Origin of the sequence: Acinetobacter sp. neg1 (assembly GCF_000788125.1) — a bacterium.
Lineage (GTDB): Bacteria > Pseudomonadota > Gammaproteobacteria > Pseudomonadales > Moraxellaceae > Acinetobacter > Acinetobacter vivianii.
On the sequence record NZ_JSZD01000006.1, the window covers coordinates 321,147 to 340,510 of the forward strand.

18 protein-coding genes are annotated in these 19,364 nt (G+C 41.3%); 7 read left to right on the forward strand and 11 right to left on the reverse strand.

The window, feature by feature from the left end; translation table 11 throughout:
* Nucleotides 1-18: 18 nt before the first annotated feature.
* The gene (locus tag PJ15_RS02500; RefSeq protein ID WP_047427621.1) at nt 19-732 is read right to left on the reverse strand and encodes a response regulator transcription factor; all 714 of its coding nucleotides are present in this window, start codon (nt 730-732) and stop codon (nt 19-21) included.
* A gap of 129 nt (nt 733-861) precedes the next feature.
* On the reverse strand, nt 862-1,887 hold the full coding sequence (locus PJ15_RS02505) for an AraC family transcriptional regulator (RefSeq protein WP_047427623.1): 1,026 nt from the start codon (nt 1,885-1,887) through the stop codon (nt 862-864).
* Nucleotides 1,888-2,000: 113 nt separating this feature from the next.
* On the opposite strand from PJ15_RS02505, the gene PJ15_RS02510 reads away from it, so the two are divergent.
* The 4 genes from PJ15_RS02510 to cueR all read left to right on the forward strand — a co-directional run bounded on the left by PJ15_RS02510 (nt 2,001) and on the right by cueR (nt 7,642).
* Nucleotides 2,001-3,533, forward strand: coding sequence for a flavin-containing monooxygenase (locus PJ15_RS02510; protein ID WP_047427625.1), 1,533 nt, complete (start codon nt 2,001-2,003; stop codon nt 3,531-3,533).
* A complete protein-coding gene (locus PJ15_RS02515; protein WP_047427628.1) occupies nt 3,534-4,376 on the forward strand; it encodes an SDR family NAD(P)-dependent oxidoreductase in 843 nt (280 codons plus the stop codon). It begins immediately after the preceding gene.
* 312 nt (nt 4,377-4,688) lie between these two features.
* A complete protein-coding gene (locus tag PJ15_RS02520) occupies nt 4,689-7,172 on the forward strand; it encodes a heavy metal translocating P-type ATPase (protein ID WP_047427631.1) in 2,484 nt (827 codons plus the stop codon).
* Nucleotides 7,173-7,183: 11 nt separating this feature from the next.
* On the forward strand, nt 7,184-7,642 hold the full coding sequence (cueR, locus tag PJ15_RS02525; protein ID WP_005257759.1) for a Cu(I)-responsive transcriptional regulator: 459 nt from the start codon (nt 7,184-7,186) through the stop codon (nt 7,640-7,642).
* A gap of 101 nt (nt 7,643-7,743) precedes the next feature.
* Here cueR and PJ15_RS02530 read toward each other — a convergent pair whose 3' ends face one another.
* The 5 genes from PJ15_RS02530 to PJ15_RS02550 all read right to left on the reverse strand — a co-directional run bounded on the left by PJ15_RS02530 (nt 7,744) and on the right by PJ15_RS02550 (nt 12,393).
* Nucleotides 7,744-7,932: a heavy-metal-associated domain-containing protein gene (locus PJ15_RS02530; RefSeq protein ID WP_047427635.1), complete on the reverse strand. Its 189-nt coding sequence runs from the start codon at nt 7,930-7,932 to the stop codon at nt 7,744-7,746.
* A gap of 101 nt (nt 7,933-8,033) precedes the next feature.
* Nucleotides 8,034-8,375, reverse strand: a complete 342-nt coding sequence (fdx, locus tag PJ15_RS02535) for an ISC system 2Fe-2S type ferredoxin (RefSeq protein WP_047427638.1) — start codon at nt 8,373-8,375, stop codon at nt 8,034-8,036.
* Between the two features lie 95 nt (nt 8,376-8,470).
* Nucleotides 8,471-8,782: a DUF305 domain-containing protein gene (locus tag PJ15_RS02540; protein WP_047427640.1), complete on the reverse strand. Its 312-nt coding sequence runs from the start codon at nt 8,780-8,782 to the stop codon at nt 8,471-8,473.
* Between the two features lie 282 nt (nt 8,783-9,064).
* Entirely contained in the window at nt 9,065-11,269 is a 2,205-nt protein-coding gene (locus PJ15_RS02545) for an OsmC domain/YcaO domain-containing protein (protein WP_047427642.1), read from the reverse strand.
* 251 nt (nt 11,270-11,520) lie between these two features.
* Entirely contained in the window at nt 11,521-12,393 is an 873-nt protein-coding gene (locus PJ15_RS02550) for a LysR family transcriptional regulator (RefSeq protein WP_047427645.1), read from the reverse strand.
* A gap of 90 nt (nt 12,394-12,483) precedes the next feature.
* Here PJ15_RS02550 and PJ15_RS02555 point away from each other — a divergent pair, with 90 nt between their 5' ends.
* The 3 genes from PJ15_RS02555 to PJ15_RS02565 all read left to right on the forward strand — a co-directional run bounded on the left by PJ15_RS02555 (nt 12,484) and on the right by PJ15_RS02565 (nt 14,279).
* Nucleotides 12,484-13,377, forward strand: coding sequence for a DMT family transporter (locus tag PJ15_RS02555; protein ID WP_047427649.1), 894 nt, complete (start codon nt 12,484-12,486; stop codon nt 13,375-13,377).
* Between the two features lie 91 nt (nt 13,378-13,468).
* Complete coding sequence (locus PJ15_RS02560; protein ID WP_047427652.1) at nt 13,469-13,828, forward strand: ArsR/SmtB family transcription factor; 360 nt, start codon at nt 13,469-13,471, stop codon at nt 13,826-13,828.
* Nucleotides 13,806-14,279: an SRPBCC family protein gene (locus tag PJ15_RS02565; protein ID WP_047427655.1), complete on the forward strand. Its 474-nt coding sequence runs from the start codon at nt 13,806-13,808 to the stop codon at nt 14,277-14,279. Before PJ15_RS02560 ends, PJ15_RS02565 begins: the two co-directional genes overlap by 23 nt.
* Before the next feature lie 70 nt (nt 14,280-14,349).
* On the opposite strand, the gene PJ15_RS02570 is transcribed toward PJ15_RS02565, so the two are convergent.
* From PJ15_RS02570 to PJ15_RS02585, 4 genes are read right to left on the reverse strand one after another with little or no spacing between them, the layout of a single operon-like run.
* Complete coding sequence (locus tag PJ15_RS02570) at nt 14,350-15,510, reverse strand: hypothetical protein (RefSeq protein ID WP_047427658.1); 1,161 nt, start codon at nt 15,508-15,510, stop codon at nt 14,350-14,352.
* Nucleotides 15,507-16,844 carry a TolC family protein gene (locus PJ15_RS02575; RefSeq protein WP_047427661.1) on the reverse strand — a complete coding sequence of 446 codons (1,338 nt, stop codon included), beginning with the start codon at nt 16,842-16,844 and terminating at the stop codon, nt 15,507-15,509. Before PJ15_RS02575 ends, PJ15_RS02570 begins: the two co-directional genes overlap by 4 nt.
* Entirely contained in the window at nt 16,841-18,427 is a 1,587-nt protein-coding gene (locus PJ15_RS02580) for a GH3 auxin-responsive promoter family protein (RefSeq protein WP_047427664.1), read from the reverse strand. Before PJ15_RS02580 ends, PJ15_RS02575 begins: the two co-directional genes overlap by 4 nt.
* Nucleotides 18,424-19,245: a hypothetical protein gene (locus PJ15_RS02585; RefSeq protein WP_047427667.1), complete on the reverse strand. Its 822-nt coding sequence runs from the start codon at nt 19,243-19,245 to the stop codon at nt 18,424-18,426. Before PJ15_RS02585 ends, PJ15_RS02580 begins: the two co-directional genes overlap by 4 nt.
* Between the last annotated feature and the right edge of the window lie 119 nt (nt 19,246-19,364).

The window sequence follows — 19,364 nt, forward strand, 5'->3', positions numbered from 1 at the left end:
TCAAAATTGAGGAGTGAATTAACAATAGATGAGCCTCGCCATTTCGGTACGATTATGGCAACCCATTTTTTGCATGGCGTTTTTAAGATGCGTTCTGACCGTGGTGAAGCCAATATCAAGTAAGTTGGCAACGTACTTATCGCTTAATCCTTTCGCTACTAAAGTTGCAACCTCCTGCTCGCGTGGAGTTAAACAATACTGAGTGGATAAATCCATTGCTAAGGCTTGGGTCAGATAAGGTTCCAGTAAATTAAGGATCCTTTTCTCCCGCTCACTGAACATGATTGAATCTTTGGCACGCCAGATACGTAAGTCTCCGATATCCATGCCATTTCGAACAAAATAAACATTCAGACCGTGATACAAACCATAAGGTTGCAAAAACTCGTTGTAGTAATTGGTTTGCTTGAGCGCGGAAAGAGAAATGATTTCATGAACAAAGGTTGGATGTTGTCGCTGTCGAAGTTGGGCTGTGATTGGATCATCATATTGCCAGATTTGGTCATATTCCGTGATGGCTTTGGGATCAATCTGCCACATGATGCCTTTTCTGGATAAATGATGTTTGGCATCCCAGATATAAGATGCTGCAAAATCAGCACGTAACAAGGTCGCAATATCTGCAATGATCGTTTCGCGTAAGCTTTCCTGTCCTTTTTGCGCGCCTAATTTCCAAAGTATTTCGGAAAAAAGCGTAAACTCCGATGGACTTAAATCGTGTTCTAAAAGCATAGACTGACCGTTTTATTAAAAATGACGCATAAAAATATTTTTGTTATCCAGATTTAAATCTAAACTGATTCCATTCAGCAGGCTGAAAAAACAACCAACTCCTTTTATAGATCAATACACTGTAAATTTCTATACTTTATTTTTTAGTCGGGTTGCATGCGGGGTGTTGCCATACCAGCGTTTGTAGGCATGAATGAAACTGGCAGGCTCTGCATAGCCTAACCATTCAGAAATTTGCTCAATGGAGGTTTGGGTTAAAGACAAATAATAGTCTGCAAGAATTTTTCGAACCTCTTCCCTGATCTGGAGAAATGTCATCTGCTCTTGGGCCAAATAACGGCGCAAGGTACGTGAGTTTAAGTGCAATCGATCCGCAACTTCCTCCATAGACGGGATTTGCCCTTTACTATTCATCAATACTTGCTGAACCTGATGGGTATATTTCTTTTGTGATTGTCGTTTATCCAGCGTCTGTCGACATTGTTCTTCTGCAGCATGTAATACCAGCTCATTGGCCATACTCAGCTTCTGATCTATTTTTTCTGCGTTTAAGACAATAAGGTTTTTTGATCTGCCAAATTCTGGGGTAACGCCAAATAGCGCTGTATAAGGCTGCATTTCTCCCCGAAGTGGAAAAGAAAATACTACTTTTTGACAGAGATGATCCTGCATTAAATCGCGTTGCACGGTAATGAGTGCGGCCACATCTCGTTCAATAATAAATGGCCATAACGTTTTTGGAATCCCTTCATCTACCACAATTTCAATTTGAACACTCTGGGTCTCGGTTTGTTCCGATACCACAAACTGGCTAAAAGCAAAGGATAAGGGAAAATAGGCCAATGCAAAGTTCAAAGCTTCACGAATATTGGCACTACTGATCAAAGCAAGTCCTAATGAGCCAAAAGTCGTAAAGTGATAACGTGTTCCGATTTCCAGCCCTAGCAAAGGCCGTTGTCCGAATTTCTCTACCAGATTACGGATCAGTTGTAATTCTTGCTGGCCTGTCACCAGCGTATTGGGATCAAGCAATTGCTGTTGTTCTAAGCCTGTTCCTTTCAGAATCTGCTGATGGTTGACTCCTAACTCTGCGGCAAAATCAGCCATCAGGCGAACACTATGAATACTTCGTTCGTAGGTCCATAAGTACTTCAAGCGTCTTCTCCATGTCCGCTAATCACAATATTTTGTCCTCATCCATCCTCTAAATCAATGTATGAAACGATTATTCTGCATGTAATACATGATAATTTTCACTTGAGTCAGTTATGTTTAAACAACAATTATCTTCAAATAAGAATATTCGTATCGCCATTATTGGCACAGGCTTTGGCGGATTAGGTCTGGCTATTCAGCTCAAACTTGCTGGATTTGAACAATTTACCTTATTTGAAAAAGCCAATGATGTGGGTGGTGTCTGGCGTGACAATACCTATCCCGGTGCAGCCTGTGACGTGCCTTCTCATCTATATTCCTTTTCTTTTGAGCAGGAACTAGGCTGGAAAAATCGTTATGGCTCATCACAGGAAATTCATCAATACTTAAAACATTGCACAGAAAAATATCAACTGTACCCGCATATCCAGTTTAATACAGAAATTGCCAGCGCTGATTTTGATGCGACTCAAGGCATTTGGCAGATCCAGAGTTTAACTGGAGAAAAATTTGAGGCGGAATTTCTAATTGCCGCGGTTGGTCAGCTCAACCGCCCTGCGTATCCGAAAATTAAAGGTCTGGACAGTTTCAAAGGCAAAGCTTTCCATTCGGCGCGCTGGGATCATGATTATGACCTGAATAATAAGCGTGTCGCAGTCATTGGGACAGGTGCCAGTGCGATCCAGTTTGTACCAGAGATCGTCAAGCAAGTGGCGCATTTAGATATTTATCAACGTTCTGCTCCTTATGTCATTCCAAAACCAGACCGTGTTTATTCAAAACTGGAACGAAAAGCATTTCAAAAACTTCCCATTTTGCAAAGCCTTGATCGCGTATTTCAATATAGCTATAACGAGATTCGCCTCAAAAGCTTTACCGCAACCTTAAATGAGATTCCACTAGCCGAATATATTTTCCAGCGACATATCCGTGAAGAAATTAAAGATCCGCATTTTCGTCATCGTCTGATGCCTGATTATCCGATTGGTTGTAAACGAATTCTGATTTCAAACCATTGGTACCGTAGTCTGGTTCGTCCGAATGTCGAGGTCATCAATAACGCAATTCAGGAAGTCACTGAAAATGGTATTGTCGATAAAGATGGCAAATTACGCGAAGTAGATACCATTATTTATGGAACAGGATTTGCCGCAACCGAGTTTATGGCACCGATGCAAATCACAGGACTCAAAGGTAAAAAATTGAAAGACCAATGGGTCGATGGTGCTGAAGCTTATTTAGGCTTAACGGTGAATGGCTTCCCGAATTTCTTTATGTTGTATGGTCCAAACACCAATCTTGGTCATAACTCAATTGTCTATATGATTGAAAGTCAGGTGAACTATATTCTTGATGCAATTCAGGCACATATTCGCAATCAGCTTTGCTTTACAGATATTAAGGCTGAAATCCAGACACAGTTTAATCAGGAAATTCAGGAACGGATGAAATCAACCATGTGGTCGCAAGGTTGCACCAGCTGGTATCAAACTGCGACAGGGAAAAATACCAATAACTGGCCGGGCTTCACCTTGGAATATCGTCAGCGTACCCGTCGCTTCGATCTGGAAAATTATCATCAAGTCACAAAGTCAGCTCATACTCATGTTCAGCCACAACTTTTAGAACAACAAATGGCGGTTTAAATGAAAACATTTCATAACAAGGTCGCAGCCATTACAGGCGCTGGTTCAGGGATTGGTCAAGCACTTGCGGTCGCGTTGGCAAAACAAGGCTGCCATCTGGCTTTATCTGATGTAAATGAATTGGGGCTAGCCAAGACACAGAATCTATTAAAAACATATCCAGTCAAAGTCAGCACACAGGTGGTCGATGTAGCCAATCGACAAGAAATGGCAGATTGGGCTAAAACGATTGCCGAACAGCATCAACAAGTGAATCTAATCTTTAATAATGCGGGTGTGGCGATGGGCAGTACCGCGGAAGGTGTTAGCTATGATGATCTTGAATGGCTGATCGGGATTAATTTCTGGGGTGTCGTCTACGGCACCAAAGAGTTCCTGCCTTACCTGAAACAAAGTGGTGACGGTCATATCATCAATATTTCCAGCATGTTTGGCTTGACTGCGCAACCAACACAAAGTGCTTATAATGCCAGTAAGTTTGCAGTTCGAGGCTTTACCGAATCTTTACGCCAAGAACTCGATATACAAGGTTCAGGTGTCAGTGCAACCTGTGTGCATCCCGGCGGGATTCGCACCAATATTGTTAAAGCTGCCCGTATTAATAATAGTGTCGAAATTTTAGGGCTAGACCCAGCAAACAGTCAGGCTGCTTTTGACAAAATACTGAGAACATCCGCCGATGAGGCAGCAAAACAAATCCTGACAGCCGTGCGCAAAAATAAACGACGTTTATTGATCGGTGCGGATGCAAAAGCAGTTGATATCTTGCAACGAATTTTGCCACAGGGATATCAAAAGATTTTTGCGACAGCCTCTACCTTACAAGCCCGATTCTTCTCATAAATAAAATGTGTATGGTGATCGGCCATTCGCTGGGTGTATGAATGGTCGATCGTTGAGATCAAAAACTGTATTTCAATCATTTTTCTTTAGATGCTTTAACTCATAACCCAATATCGCTACGTCAATCATTCTAATTAAAAAAACATATATTTCCATTCAAAGGCCATTCATTTTTTTTAAATTGCGATGAAAATAATAAATTTGACGAGTTAAACAGATATAGCTTTAAAAATTGAAAATCCCCTCTTGACCTTCCCATAATGTTAAGGTCTATGCTTTAAGCAATCAGAATTAGCTCTATAGGTCTTACTTATGGAAACCCAAACAAATACAGAAACTAAAAATATAAAAGTTTCACTTCAAGTTGAAGGAATGACCTGCGCCAGTTGTGTTGGTCGTGTCGGAACTGCCTTAAAAAAAGTTGAAGGTGTACAATCCGCCTCCGTGAATTTAGCCACTGAACGTGCAGATATCACCTTGAATAAGCCAATAGATCGACAAGTACTGATTCAGGCAATCGAGCGAACGGGTTATGACGTCCCTGCCAATACAGTTGAGCTTTCTATTGAGGGGATGACATGTGCTTCGTGTGTCAGTCGGGTTGAAAAAGCATTGAATGCTGTAGCAGGTGTAAAAACGGCCAATGTCAATCTCGCTACAGAACGTGCAACCGTAAATGGTACAGCCAGTATTGAAAGCCTCATCGCAGCGATTGATAAGGCGGGTTACGATGCCAAAGAAATTCAGGCGGCGGCGCCAGATCAAAGCGAACAACTTGAGAAGAAAGATCAGGAAAGAGCTGAACTCAAACGTGACCTGATCCTTGCCACGATTCTGGCCTTACCTGTGTTTATTCTGGAAATGGGTTCTCACCTGATTCCGGGCGTTCATCATCTGATTGAACACAGCATTGGGATTCAAAACAGTTGGTACTTACAATTTGTTTTAACCACTTTAGTCCTGATTATTCCGGGTCGACGTTTTTATAGTAAAGGTATTCCTGCCTTATTCCGTTTAGCACCCGATATGAACTCTTTGGTGGCAGTCGGGACTTTAGCTGCTTATCTCTTCTCACTGGTCGCTACCTTTACACCGACACTGTTGCCAACAGGAACCGTCAATGTTTACTACGAAGCAGCAGCCGTTATTGTGGCTTTAATCCTGTTAGGACGGTTTCTTGAAGCTAAAGCCAAAGGTCGAACTTCGGAAGCGATTCAACGTTTGGTTAGCTTACAGGCAAAAGTTGCTCATGTTTCACGAGATGGTCAAATCACCGACATTCCAATTGATCAAGTGGTTGCGGGCGACTTGGTGATGGTGAAACCTGGCGAAAGAATCCCTGTCGATGGTGAAGTGCTTGAAGGCCAAAGCTTCGTTGATGAATCCATGATTACAGGCGAGCCTATTCCTGTTGAGAAGAATATCGGCAGTCAGGTGGTGGGCGGAACCATTAACCAAAATGGCAACTTGAGTTTTAAAGCGCTGGCTGTGGGTGGTGACACCATGCTTGCGCAAATTATCCGTCTGGTTGAGCAAGCGCAAGGCTCTAAAATGCCGATTCAGGCGGTGGTGGATAAAGTGACATTATGGTTTGTGCCTGCCGTCATGTTGGCTGCCCTACTGACTTTCCTCGTCTGGCTGATTTTTGGGCCATCACCTGCTTTAACTTTCGCCTTGGTCAATGCTGTTGCGGTACTGATTATCGCATGTCCATGTGCAATGGGATTGGCAACGCCAACTTCGATTATGGTCGGTACAGGTCGTGGCGCAGAGTTAGGTGTATTGTTCCGTAAAGGCGAAGCTTTACAACTGCTAAAAGATGCTCAAGTGGTTGCGGTGGATAAAACAGGCACATTAACCGAAGGTCATCCTGTACTGACAGATTTTGAAGTGACTCCCTCTTTTCAACGCGATGAGGTGTTGAGTCTGGTTGCGGCTGTTGAAGCGCGCTCAGAACATCCGATTGCTAAAGCCATTGTCGATGCAGCTGAACAGCAACAACTGGGACTTCCGCAAGTTGAGCGGTTTGAGTCAGTGACAGGTATGGGTGTTGACGCCAGCGTAAATGGTCAGGCCATTCAGATTGGTGCAGATCGCTATATGGTTCAGCTGGGTATTGAGGTTGCACCTTTTGCAGCCACAGCACAACGTTTAGGTGACGAAGGCAAATCGCCACTCTATGTTGCCATTGATGGTGCACTTGCTGGGATTATCGCTGTCGCAGATCCGATTAAAGAGTCAACACCAGCAGCCATTCAGGCATTACATCAGCTCGGTTTAAAAGTGGCTATGATTACCGGTGACAATGCGCGTACGGCTCATGCGATTGCCAAACAACTGGGTATCGACGAAGTAATTGCAGAAGTTCTACCTGAAGGCAAAGTCAAAGCAGTACAACAGTTAAAAGCAAAATACGGCAATATTGCCTTTGTCGGTGATGGTATTAATGATGCCCCTGCGCTAGCAGAAGCGGATGTAGGTCTTGCCATTGGTACGGGCACAGATGTTGCGATTGAGTCTGCGGATGTGGTGTTGATGTCAGGCAATCTGCAAGGTGTAGCCAATGCCATTGCTTTATCAAAAGCGACGATTGGCAATATTCACCAGAACCTGTTTTGGGCCTTTGCTTACAATACCCTGTTGATTCCTGTGGCTGCAGGGCTACTCTATCCAGCCTATGGTATCCTGATGTCACCTATCTTTGCAGCGGGTGCGATGGCACTGTCTAGTGTCTTTGTGCTGGGTAATGCATTACGTTTACGTCGTTTCCAGCCACCTTCTACACGCAGCCGCTAATGGAGGATGTTATGAATATTGGTAAAGTATCTCAGGCTTCTGGCGTGACTGCCAAGATGATCCGTTATTACGAGCAGATAGGTTTGATTCCAGCGGCTGGTCGTAGCAATGCGGGTTATCGTTCTTATTCAGATAATGATGTTGAGCGTTTGAAATTTATTAAACGTAGTCGTGAATTGGGCTTCTCGGTAGCAGAAATTACCGATCTGCTGGATTTATGGAACAATCGCAACAGGCATAGCGCGGATGTAAAACATCTGGCTCAGGCACATATCCATAAGTTAGAAGAACGCATTCAGGATTTACAGCAAATGGCGCAAACCTTGCAAACTTTGGTGGATTGCTGCGCTGGTGACAATCGTCCCGACTGTCCAATTCTTGAGGGCTTGAGAGAACCGAGTCATGAAATGAAAGATATCCACCATCATAATGATCTGCTCTCGCTCTCACCCTTAACTGGGCGCAAATAAGATTTATTACAAGGCTATAGACATATGGCCTTTTCATTTTTTAGTATTTTCTTGAAATTAAAAAAAGCGGCTATATCAGCCGCTTTTTTATTAGATACAGATTAACGTGGTGGAAAACCTGCTTCTGTTAATGCATCAGCCACTTGCTGTTGTGATGCCGTGGTTTCTACTTTTACACTACGGTTAGGTGGATCAGTGATTACTTTTGCATTGGCATCCACTTCCTGAATCGCGCGCGTTACACCACGTGCACAGCCACCACAGGTCATATTTTCTACATGAAATTCCATACGAATGCTCCACTTGGTTATGAAAGAAGATAGATTCAATATAAACGTTCCAATAATTGGAAGGTCAAGTCTTTTGGTCATTAAATTAGGAAATTAGCTGTTCAGCCTTTCTTTTCGGACACATAATTCACAGTATATTTTGGGATTTCTATTTCTAAATCATCTTTCTGTACATCGACCTGACAGGATAGACGTGAATAAGGGGTCAACCCCCAGGCTCGGTCGAGTAAATCAGCTTCAATATCTCCCATTTCCGGTAAGCTATCAAATCCTTTTTTTACGATCACGTGACAGGTTGTACATGCTCCTGAAAGATCACAGGCATGTTCGATTTCGATAGCATAATCAAGCAAACCTCTACAGAGATTTGTCCCGTGCTCTATTTCAATTTCACGACCTTCAGGACAAATTTTTTCATTCGGGAGAACTGTTATTTTAGGCATAGTTAGTACCTTTGAATAGGTTGATATGATCAATCACAAATAATAAAAGGCTTTGTCATAAAGCCTTTTATCTAAAATAAGTCAACAATACAGACTTATAAAAAATGCCGTTTTAACCAAGCATTTATTACTTTAATGTCAATATCTTGTGCCAAAATAATATTTTTTGCCAACATTCGAACTTCTGGATCATAACCATATTTCAAGGCGATCTTGGCCATATCAACTACGGCTTGATGATGAGGCAGCATTCCACGCATAAAATCGATGTCGGCATTGTCAGTGTAATTGATTTGCATATCTACATGCATACGGCTGGTTAGTTCCATATAAGCACGTGTAGAGAGACTATAGAAATCACTTGGATCATTTGAGTTAGGCGGTGTTGCAGATTGTTGTTCACTCATTCTTGTTTCCTTTCTGTTGAGCAGTATCAACATTCATTTAAGATGTGATTGACTTGCTATATTGATGAAAATAAAGGAAATGATACCGTCAATAATAGATCAGCGTTTCTCTCTCATCTGGCACATTTACCTTTATGAAAGACACTGTAGTCCTTCCAATAATTGCAAGGTCAAGCCATCAATTTATTAATATTCTGAGTAATAAAAAACAAAGTGTTCTATGCAGTAAATAAAAAAAGTGCATGATCAACATGCACTTTTTAAATGAATATTTAACGTGTTTTAGACATTTAAGCCAACTGCTTTCGCACGCGCTTTGTGCAATTTTTTATAGCTGTCGATTAAACGTAAATGACGGTCAAGTCCTTCCAATTGCATGTTGGTTGGGGTTAAACCATAGAAACGAACCGTACCTTCAACCGAGCCGATAACCGCGTCCATACGTTCATTGCCAAACATACGACGGAAATTGATCTCGTAATCTTCCAGTTCCATTTCGTCATCGAGCAACACTTCAAGCACGACATTCATGCACTGATAGAATAAACCACGTTCTACCGTGTTGGTGTTGTACTGCAAGAAGGTCTCAACCAGTTCTTTGGCTTCTTCAAACTGTTGTAAGGCAACATAGATTAATAGCTTCAATTCGAGCAAGGTTAACTGACCCCACACAGTATTGTCATCAAACTCAATACCAATCAATGTCGTGATTTCAGTGTAATCGTCCAGTTCAGATTCTTCTAAACGCTCGACCAATGCTTCCAGCTGTGCTTCATCTAAACGATGTAGATTGAGAATATCTTCACGGAATAATAAAGCTTTATTGGTATTGTCCCAAATCAGGTCTTCAACCAGATAAATTTCAGAATAATCAGGCACCAGAATACGACATGCTGTTGCACCTAAGTGCTCATACACCGCCATGTAGACTTCTTTGCCCATTTCCTCAAGAATACCAAATAACTCAGCTGCTTCTTCAGCATTTGAGTTTTCACCTTCATTGGTGAAGTCCCATTCTACAAAGTCATAATCAGATTTGGCACTAAAGAAACGCCAAGAGACTAAACCACTTGAATCAATGAAGTGCTCAACAAAGTTGTTTGGTTCAGTCACTGCATTGCTTTGGAAAGTCGGTTGCGGTAAGTCATTTAAACCTTCGAAACTACGACCTTGTAGTAGTTCAGTCAAACTACGTTCTAAAGCGACTTCAAAACTTGGGTGCGCGCCAAATGAGGCAAAGACACCGCCTGTACGTGGGTTCATTAACGTCACACACATTACAGGGAATTGACCGCCTAATGAAGCATCTTTGACAAGTACTGGGAAGCCTTGTTCTTCCAGACCATGAATCCCTGCTACGATAGCTGGGTATTTTGCCAATACTTCTTGTGGTACGTCAGGTAAGGCAATTTCACCTTCCAAGATTTCACGCTTAACCGCACGTTCAAAAATTTCAGATAAGCACTGAACCTGAGCTTCAACCAAGGTATTTCCTGCGCTCATACCATTACTGAGATATAGGTTTTCAATCAGATTTGACGGGAAATAGACAGTTTCATTATCAGATTGACGTACAAATGGTAATGAACAGATACCACGTTCAGTATTGCCTGAGTTAGTGTCGTACAGATGTGTGCCCAGTAACTCATCATCAGGGTTATAAATTTCGAGAGAGTATTCATCCAGAATTTCTTTTGGTAACTCACCATTTGGCCCCGGCTTAAACCATTTTTCATCTGGATAATGCACAAATTCTGCATTGGCAATCTCTTCACCCCAGAACTGGTCATTATAGAAGAAATTACAGTTTAAACGCTCAATGAATTCACCTAAAGCCGATGCCAAAGCACTTTCTTTGGTTGAGCCTTTACCATTGGTAAAACACATTGGAGACTGTGCATCACGGATGTGTAATGACCATACATTCGGCACAATATTACGCCATGATGCAATTTCAATCTTCATGCCTAAACCAGCCAAAATCTCAGACATATTGGCAATGGTTTGTTCTAGCGGCAGGTCTTTGCCCAAAATATAAGTATTGTTTTCTGAAGTCAGGCTTGGCATCAGCAACGCTTGTGCATCTGCATCAATACTTTCCACTTCTTCAATGACAAATTCAGGGCCAGTCTGAATCACCTTTTTTACGGTACAGCGATCAATTGAACGTAAGATCCCTTGACGGTCTTTTTCAGAAATGTCGGCTGGGAGTTCAACCTGAATTTTAAAAATCTGTTTATAGCGGTTTTCAGGATCTACAATATTATTTTGTGATAAACGGATGTTATCCGTTGGAATGTCACGCGCAGCACAATACACTTTGACAAAGTAAGCCGCACACAATGCAGATGAAGCAAGGAAATAGTCGAATGGACCGGGCGCAGAGCCATCGCCCTTATAGCGAATGGGCTGATCGGCGATTACCGTAAAATCATCAAACTTCGCCTCTTGTCGAAGATTGTCGAGATAATTAACCTTAATTTCCATGCGAACACCTAAATATTCTTATGCGTTGCAAGCACACAAGAGTGAAAATATTGATTGATAAGCCGAATCGTAGATATGAAATAGACTTAAAAAAGAAAACTGTGGCTAAGGTCATTTAAGCACGATCGAACACTGACCTTAGTAATAATGGCCGCTATTATAGAAGTATTTTGTGTAATTGATAACTTTTGTCTGTTTTTCTAGCCTTTTTATGAACAGTCAGCTGAATTGTTGATGATTTAACCAGATATTTACAGTTGTGTTGCAATCTCAATAAATGCTTTTGCAATTGGTGTCATTTGCTGCTTGTTCTTCACAGCCAAGCCAATTGAGCGTTTAATATTTGGTGATAATGGTCGTTTTACGATATTGGGATACAGTTGCAGAATGTTTTGATCAAGGGATAAATCAGCCACAATAGATACCGCTGCATTGCTATTTACCATATTTAAAATCGACAGGATTTGAGAGAGATGATACTTCACTTGAGGTGTTAGTTGAGCTGCTCTAAATAATTCCAGCACATGATTTTGACTGCCTGCACTGGTCAAAATAAAAGGATAATCCATCAATTCTTCTAGTTTGACCGCAGCTTGTTGGGCAATCGGTAAATGCTTTGGTATCAAAGCCACAAAGATATCTTCCAATACAGCAAAAGTATCAAAGCGAGACTCAGGTAAAACCACAAAACCAAGATCAACTTTGCGCTCATCTATCCATTGCAACACCTCTTTATCTGTTCCCTCAAAAATCAATACTTCGACCTCGGGATATTCCCGACTAAAATTTTCTAAAATCAATGGAAGCAGTACATTGGAAGAAGATGCGCCAAAGGAGCCGATACGCAAACTCCCTGTTTTAAAACCTTTGAGGTCCATGACTTGTTGATGAATAATGGTTGAGACATTCAGCATTTCATTCACATAAGGCAGCAAACCTTGGCCTGCTGCGGTGAGTTCAACTTCATTGTTATTGCGATAAAACAGCTGAGTTTCCCATTTCTTTTCCAAGGATTTAAGTGCATGTGAAATCGCAGACTGTGAAATATTCAGTTGCTGTGCGGTCAGGGTAAAGTTTTTTAATTCTGCCAGTTTTGAAAAGATTTCGAGTTGAGTTAGTGTCATGATAGACCATTCATGAGTAAAAGCTCATTTTACTATAAAGATAAATGAGTTTTACGATTTGCTTTAATTCTGTATTGATTAAAAAACCTCATGCGCCATTTCGCAATTTTGCTGCCACGTTGTACTGTTTATTTTAAATTGATCTGTGTAGCTTTGATGTGGGGTGGCACCTTTATTGCTGGACGTATTCTTGCCGCAGAAGTTTCTCCAGCTTTATCTGCACTGTTACGCTTCTCCATTGCTGCCATCTTGCTGCTTATTTTACTGATCAAAACAACAGGCGGCTTTCCCCGTCTTTCCACTCAACAGCATATTTATGCAATTCTGATGGGCTTAACTGGAATATGCACTTATAACCTGTTTTTCTTTGCTGCGCTTTCCCGAATTGCGGCAGGTCGAACAGCTTTGTTTGTCAGTTTGTCACCTATCCTGACTGTCTTGATCATGCGTATTTTCTTTCACGAAAAGTTAAGCAGAATCAAATATCTTGGTGTCTGTATTGCCCTAGTTGGAACACTGCTGGTGGTGACTCGCGGTGAAGTATTTAATGCCTTACAACAGTCTTTTGGGCTTGGTGAAATGATGATGTGTGGTGCGGTATTCAGTTGGGTGATTTATACCTTGTGCTTGAAGCACACAAATACATCGGCATTGACCATGACCACATACGCCGTCCTTTGGGGGACCGCATTTCTTTTCATCAGTTCAATGCCTGAGTTAAGTTATAAAACGTTTATCAATATCTCATTGAACAGTTGGCTAGCTGTTCTTTATTTAGGTGCTTTGGGTACCGTACTGACCTTCATCTGGTATGCACAAGCCATTCATGCCATTGGAGCATCCAAAACCATTATTTTTACCAATCTTGTTCCGATTTTTGCTGTGTTACTGGCCTTTTTTATACTGAAAGAACCGATTACTGGATCAATGGCTGTGGGTGCAGTCCTCAGTTTCATCGGTATCTTATTGGTGAATAAAGCCTAAAAACAAAGTGATAATGAGCATTTAAAAAAACTTATCCTTTTAGCTAAGTTTTAGTTGACATTAGATTAATAAATGCACAATACTTAGCTCTATGGCTAAGTATGATTCTAAACTTGATTTGTTGTTCAGTGCGCTTAGTGATCCAACGCGTAGAGATATCTTAACGCGGCTGTCTTTTGGATCAGCCTCAATCACTGAACTGGCTGAACAACATGATATGGCCCTGCCTTCTTTTCTAAAGCATTTGAACAAATTAGAGCAGGCTGGACTCATTCATTCTGAAAAAAATGGACGAATCAGAACTTGTGCTTTGGCCCCTGATGCATTTACGCCTATGCAAAACTGGTTAAGTGAACAACGAGCCATCTGGGAACAAAGACTCAATCAATTTGATCGTTACGCACTCGAATTAAAAAGGAAAAGAGAAAATGAAACTGGATCCCAAAACTGATTTAAAACTAGAAAGAGTGATTGATGTGCCCCGTGAACTGGTCTGGGAATGCTGGACGAAGCCTGAACATATCAAACACTTCTTTATTCCTCGCCCTCACTCGATCAAGGCCTGTGAAATTGATTTAAGAGTGGGTGGAAAATTCAATACTATCTTTGATGTGGATGGCAATGAAATCAATAATCAAGGCGTTTTCTTAGAAGTGATTGACGGCGAAAAACTGGTTTTTACTGATACCTATACTGAAGACTGGAAACCTGCTGAAAATCCATTTATGACTGCGATTCTATTACTTGAAGATGTGGGTAATGGCGCAACTAAATATACAGCGATTGCGCGACATCGGACTCAGGAAACCCGCCAACAGCATGAGGATATGGGCTTCTTTGAAGGTTGGGGAACTGTGGTTGATCAACTGGTCGAATATGCAAACAGCTTAAAAGCTCAATAATTTTCCCCCTTCTACTCAAAATGCCTCAAAGTTTACTTTCCAATACTTTGAGGCATTTTTATAGATCAAATCAAATCCGCCCAACTTCCAGATATGGAATTAAACTCTTATCAAAGTTCGGACGTGGATCACCTGCAAAACTAATAAAGCCATGCATTCCTGTTAATCGTTCACCTTTATAAAACTGATTCAATTGGTAGCGTGGATCTTGATGTGACAAGGTGAAACTCATTACCCCAACCCCTTTCTGCTTAGACAGTTGATAGGCATCTTCAAGCATTAAATGGTGCAGCGCCAAATGTTGTGGATGAGATAATAAGCTGTGTAACACATGATATTTGAGCGAATCACCCAGTTTCGGCAATGGCATTGCTTTGGTGATTTTGGTCAATAAATTATAAACAGGACGAAATACACCAATTAAGGGGCTGTAATGCAGGATTTTGGTTTGTTTCAGGCTATGCTGATCCCACAATCCAAACATGCCGACTAATTTCTCATTCTGGAAATACAATTGAAAGTCTGACAATTGTAGACCCGTAAAATAGTGATGCCCTGCTTGCAGTTCTTCAAAATTATAAGCAGGAATAAAATTATAGTGCTGTGCCATTGCTGCAATAAACGTATTCATTGCAGGGATATCTTCTGGTTGAGCAACACGAGAATGAATGTTGCCTATTTCTGTTTGCTTGGTCTTTTCTAAGAATGCATCAATATCACGTTTTGTCCCTAGATGAGTCAAAGTCAAAGTTTCGATCAGACCTTCATCATAGTAATCTGGAATTCCTGTTTTACCAGTTTGTATGGCAGCTCTTGCAGCATAATTATCATTGAAAATAATCATCTGGCTAAAATCAGGTTCATGGAGCGTTTGTTTAACGTGTGCACCCAGAATTTTGACCAATGATTTGCCACGATAATTGGGATCAACCCGCAAATCACTGGCATATCGTACATTCTGTACTGCTTTATCGACATAACATGGACGATGACCGTTGCTGTAACAGGCCACATTCTTCTGATTCTCAGTATCTTCAATCACCACATGCAGTTTGTGACGATACAAGATATCTGATGCCTTAAAATAACTCGGTTCGCGCTGAAAGCTGATTTGCACGCCTTTGGTGGTCATTGGCACGGCAATCAGTTCACGTAAAGCCTGATCATCTGCCAATGTGGCTTCACGTGTAATCAAGCTGCTTTCAGTTGATGTCGGTGGATTTGTTTTCATTCATTATTCACCTGTGTTGTGGTCTGGTTTGGAACCAGCTGATTTAATTGTCCCATTTGATCAAGAAGTTGATAGACAAAAACAACTTCATCCTGTTCATTAACTGTTTTTTGGGTTTGTACATCCAATAATTTTTGTTCGGTATTGAGCAAATCAAAGGTTGTTTTGGTACCTAACTCAAACTCTTTTCGGGTATAAACAAAGGCAATCGACGCCGCATCTATGGCATTTTGAAGTGCCTCTTTATTTTGTCGAATGGTTTGCAATTGTGCGTATGTCGTCCGTGCGCGTTGATTCAGATCAAGCTCAAGCGTTCGGATTTTCTGGTTGGCTAAGTCGACATCTGCCTGTGCTTTTCGCGCATTGGCCCGATTCAGGCCATCATCAAACAAAGGCACATTCAACTGTACCCCAACCATGTAATTGTTACTTTCAGAACCGATATAACTGGCTTCATGCTGCTTGCCCGCACGGCTGGTCAACATGACTGTAGGCCAGAGTTCCCGTTTGGTTAAAGCATATTGTTTCTCGGCAGCTTGCTTCTCATATTTCGCACGCATCAAGGCAGGATGATGATTGGTTTTTGCCAATATTTCATCCAGCTGATTAGAAATGACAGGAAGATGTTTAATCGCCACAAGATTTTCAGGCGTGACCCCCGTAATTTGATAAAACTGTGCTTCACTCACGGTGAGATTGGATTGCGCCTGTGTAATATCGGCTTGTCCTTGAGCCACTTGAGCTAAAACCTGGGCCAGATCTGCTCGGGTAATCATGCCAACATCAAAACGCCGTTGTGATTCATAAAGCGAGCGTTGCAGGTTAGACATGGTCTTTTTCCGCAACTCTAAAATCGCTTTCTTTTTTAATACATCGGTATAGACCATGACCGTATTAAGAATGGTTTCCGATCTTTGATCCGATAAACCCTGCGCCTGCGCAGATAACTGGTTTTTCGCCACATCAACCCCTAAGCGATGTCGTCCAGAGGTATAGACAGGATAATCCAGTTGTAATTGCAGACTTCGGCCCTTACGGTTGCCTTCAGTTGGAAACATGACCTGAGCAGGTGTTTCAACCCGCTCATAATCCAGTTGCCCGACCAGATTGACTTTTAAACCATCTCGCTGTTTGGCCTGCTCAAGCATTGCTGTAGATTGATTCACACTTAAGCGACTTACTTCGAGTTGACTTTCATGTCTTAAACTTGCTGACAATGCCTCATCTAAAGTCATCGCAGTCACGTTATTTGAAACGAAGAACATCCCCACGCATAGTGCAATATGCGTGGACTTAAAAAGCTGATTATTAAATTGCATCATCCCTTTCTTCATAGTTGTTCCAAACTATTCAGGGTAATTTTCTTTAATGGTTCAGGCTTGATATTGCCTTCAATAATGCCGTCAAACATGACCAGTTTCTTATAGGCATTCCAACCATTATGGGCTTGACGAATCTGTGGCTGATCTAACTGACCGAGATTACGTGCAAGTTCATAATGGAAGTTCTGGCGCAAGATACGATCGATATATTCATCGTTAATGCTGTGATGAATTTCTCCTTCAAACAGGACACAATAAAAAGGTTTAACCTGCTGTTCTGTATCTATAGCAAGCAAAGAGATTGCTTTAGATTCGGTTTCATTGAGTTGTGAAAGCAGTTGTTGCGCCGTTTCAGGTGCAAGTTTCTCTCCCACCAGATCAACGCCAAAACGACGTCCCTGAAACTCGAAACAAGGGATTTGTTCCAGAAAACCTGTGACACGCAAACAATCATCTAGACAATAACGGAGTAAACCATTGCCCGAAGTAATAATGGGGCTCACTACATCACCAGCTTTGAGTTCCCATGACGGGATAATCTGGCCCTGCTTCTCACCTTCAAGATACTCAAACTCATAAAAATGACTCTGATAAGCAAGCGGATATTGATCGTTATATGGAATGGTCACCACACCTTCAGTCGCCCACAAGCCTTTGCCTTCAAATTGCACTGATGGAAGGCGCTGTTGCAATTTCTCGGCCCAAGCTTTGGAACCAGCGGTATCCCAACTGGACACCAGACTTAATTTAGGCCAGAGTTTTTTGAAATTAATCTGCTCGCCATTGGAACTGCTAATTAAAGCCTGAGCACTTTCGGGACTATACGGTGCAGTGACTTCTTTCAGTGAACTTTGACGACTTCCCCATAAACCACTTTCAAGTACCTCAATGACTTCCTGTTGCATTGCTTCTAAACGATCTAGAAGTTGCAATGCAAAAGTTGGACTCCAGACAGAGATCATCGCCAGATTTCGGTTTGCAACCAAATAACAGATCGTCGCAAATAATGCATCATCGGCATTTGCGGCAAAAGCCACATTGCTTGGAACAGCTTGGGTAAACTTCGATAAAATCCGTTTACCCATTCCTAATAAAGCACTGTCGTCATTTAAGTTTTTATCTTTTAAAACTTCTCGCTGACTTTCAGGCAACCATGACACTGACCAGTAATGTGTGCCCGAGCTGAGTTGAGGACACTTGCGATACATACTGGCTAACCACGGCGCAATCGCATGATCAAGTTCATCTAAAAACAATTTCGTATAAGGTATAAATTTGATCTGTTCGCTTGAACCACTGGTCGGTTGAAAACGCACCAGCTTGCTGCTGGAAAGCGTCAACTTTTGCTCACGATAGCGTTGAATTTCTTCTCGCCAAGCGCCGTAACGTGTGGCAGAGAATGATTTTACAAACTGCTCATAGTTTTGAACTTTTTTATCTTTCGCAAAGCTTGAGGTCTGTAAAATCGAATGCAAAATTTGACGTTGTGTTGCTTCTAATGCATTAAACTGTTTTTGAAAATTACGATCAGATGCATTGCACCATTGCTTTAAAATAAGATGCGAGCCTGTTGTCAGCCATTCATTTGGTTTCATTGGATGGCCTCTCTACGGTTGGTTTTAGTTGTTAAAATCGCCTCACATTTGCCTTTGCTGACTGGCTTTCTCATGAGCTTCACTGGAAAACGGGCAATATCTTTCCAGCCCATACGTCCAATACATGGGAGTTCAGTGCCAATGCTCCAGGTTGGATTTTTCTGCTCGAAGAAATGAATATTAGGATTCTTTTCTCTCATTTCAGCTGTAATCGGTGCAATTTCACCTTTTAATGGTTGATAATCCTCACCAAAATTTAGTAATCCCGCTTCTTTATCATAATATTCGCCAAAGAAGTTTTCACAGTAGTGCTCAATGACTGAGGAGAGATGCTGATTTTCATCTTTGATATTTGGGTAGTACACATAATAATTATTGGCAAGTAATAAATAGGTTTTATAACCCTTAGAAATCAGCAACCAGTACAGCTCATTAAATGGATATCTGATTCTTAACTTGATCATCAGTTTGAGCATGGTGCTCTGAAGCGAACGCGTTCCCCAAAACTCTCTTAAAATCACAGTGTCGCCACTAAATAAAACGGTATAGTCCTTGCCATTTAAATAGAAATGTTGCACAACGACTGTAGAGAAACCCACGATTTCATCGGTTTGTGAATTAAAAACCAGAATCACACCACTTTTCTTTTTAAAATCCTCTGCAAATATAGAAAATCTGGTGTTTTCATAATATTGTTCATAAATAGAATACATCACTTTTAATCGATCAATATCGATTTGCTCTTTTTCAAAATACTGACCATAGGTACGTTCTTTCTGGTTAAATTTTGAAATTAGTTTATATGTTGTATTAATCATAATACTTTAACCTTCTAAATCTAGATACACGAGTACCCCTACCTCATATAGAGGTATTAAAAATACTTATATAAATATTCTTTTCTTATAACGGGATATGTTTTATATAAGCCCTATTG

Excerpts from the sequence above, each read along its gene's own strand:
- PJ15_RS02560 (WP_047427652.1), top strand. The coding sequence starts at position 13,469 with ATGGCTAAGTATGATTCTAAACTTGATTTGTTGTTCAGTGCGCTTAGT.
- fdx (WP_047427638.1), bottom strand. The coding sequence starts at position 8,375 with ATGCCTAAAATAACAGTTCTCCCGAATGAAAAAATTTGTCCTGAAGGT.
- PJ15_RS02510 (WP_047427625.1), top strand. The coding sequence starts at position 2,001 with ATGTTTAAACAACAATTATCTTCAAATAAGAATATTCGTATCGCCATT.
- PJ15_RS02565 (WP_047427655.1), top strand. The coding sequence starts at position 13,806 with ATGAAACTGGATCCCAAAACTGATTTAAAACTAGAAAGAGTGATTGAT.
- PJ15_RS02585 (WP_047427667.1), bottom strand. The coding sequence starts at position 19,245 with ATGATTAATACAACATATAAACTAATTTCAAAATTTAACCAGAAAGAA.
- PJ15_RS02515 (WP_047427628.1), top strand. The coding sequence starts at position 3,534 with ATGAAAACATTTCATAACAAGGTCGCAGCCATTACAGGCGCTGGTTCA.
- PJ15_RS02550 (WP_047427645.1), bottom strand. The coding sequence starts at position 12,393 with ATGACACTAACTCAACTCGAAATCTTTTCAAAACTGGCAGAATTAAAA.
- cueR (WP_005257759.1), top strand. The coding sequence starts at position 7,184 with ATGAATATTGGTAAAGTATCTCAGGCTTCTGGCGTGACTGCCAAGATG.
- PJ15_RS02530 (WP_047427635.1), bottom strand. The coding sequence starts at position 7,932 with ATGGAATTTCATGTAGAAAATATGACCTGTGGTGGCTGTGCACGTGGT.
- PJ15_RS02520 (WP_047427631.1), top strand. The coding sequence starts at position 4,689 with ATGGAAACCCAAACAAATACAGAAACTAAAAATATAAAAGTTTCACTT.
- PJ15_RS02500 (WP_047427621.1), bottom strand. The coding sequence starts at position 732 with ATGCTTTTAGAACACGATTTAAGTCCATCGGAGTTTACGCTTTTTTCC.
- PJ15_RS02540 (WP_047427640.1), bottom strand. The coding sequence starts at position 8,782 with ATGAGTGAACAACAATCTGCAACACCGCCTAACTCAAATGATCCAAGT.
- PJ15_RS02570 (WP_047427658.1), bottom strand. The coding sequence starts at position 15,510 with ATGAAAACAAATCCACCGACATCAACTGAAAGCAGCTTGATTACACGT.
- PJ15_RS02555 (WP_047427649.1), top strand. The coding sequence starts at position 12,484 with ATGCGCCATTTCGCAATTTTGCTGCCACGTTGTACTGTTTATTTTAAA.
- PJ15_RS02545 (WP_047427642.1), bottom strand. The coding sequence starts at position 11,269 with ATGGAAATTAAGGTTAATTATCTCGACAATCTTCGACAAGAGGCGAAG.
- PJ15_RS02575 (WP_047427661.1), bottom strand. The coding sequence starts at position 16,844 with ATGAAGAAAGGGATGATGCAATTTAATAATCAGCTTTTTAAGTCCACG.
- PJ15_RS02580 (WP_047427664.1), bottom strand. The coding sequence starts at position 18,427 with ATGAAACCAAATGAATGGCTGACAACAGGCTCGCATCTTATTTTAAAG.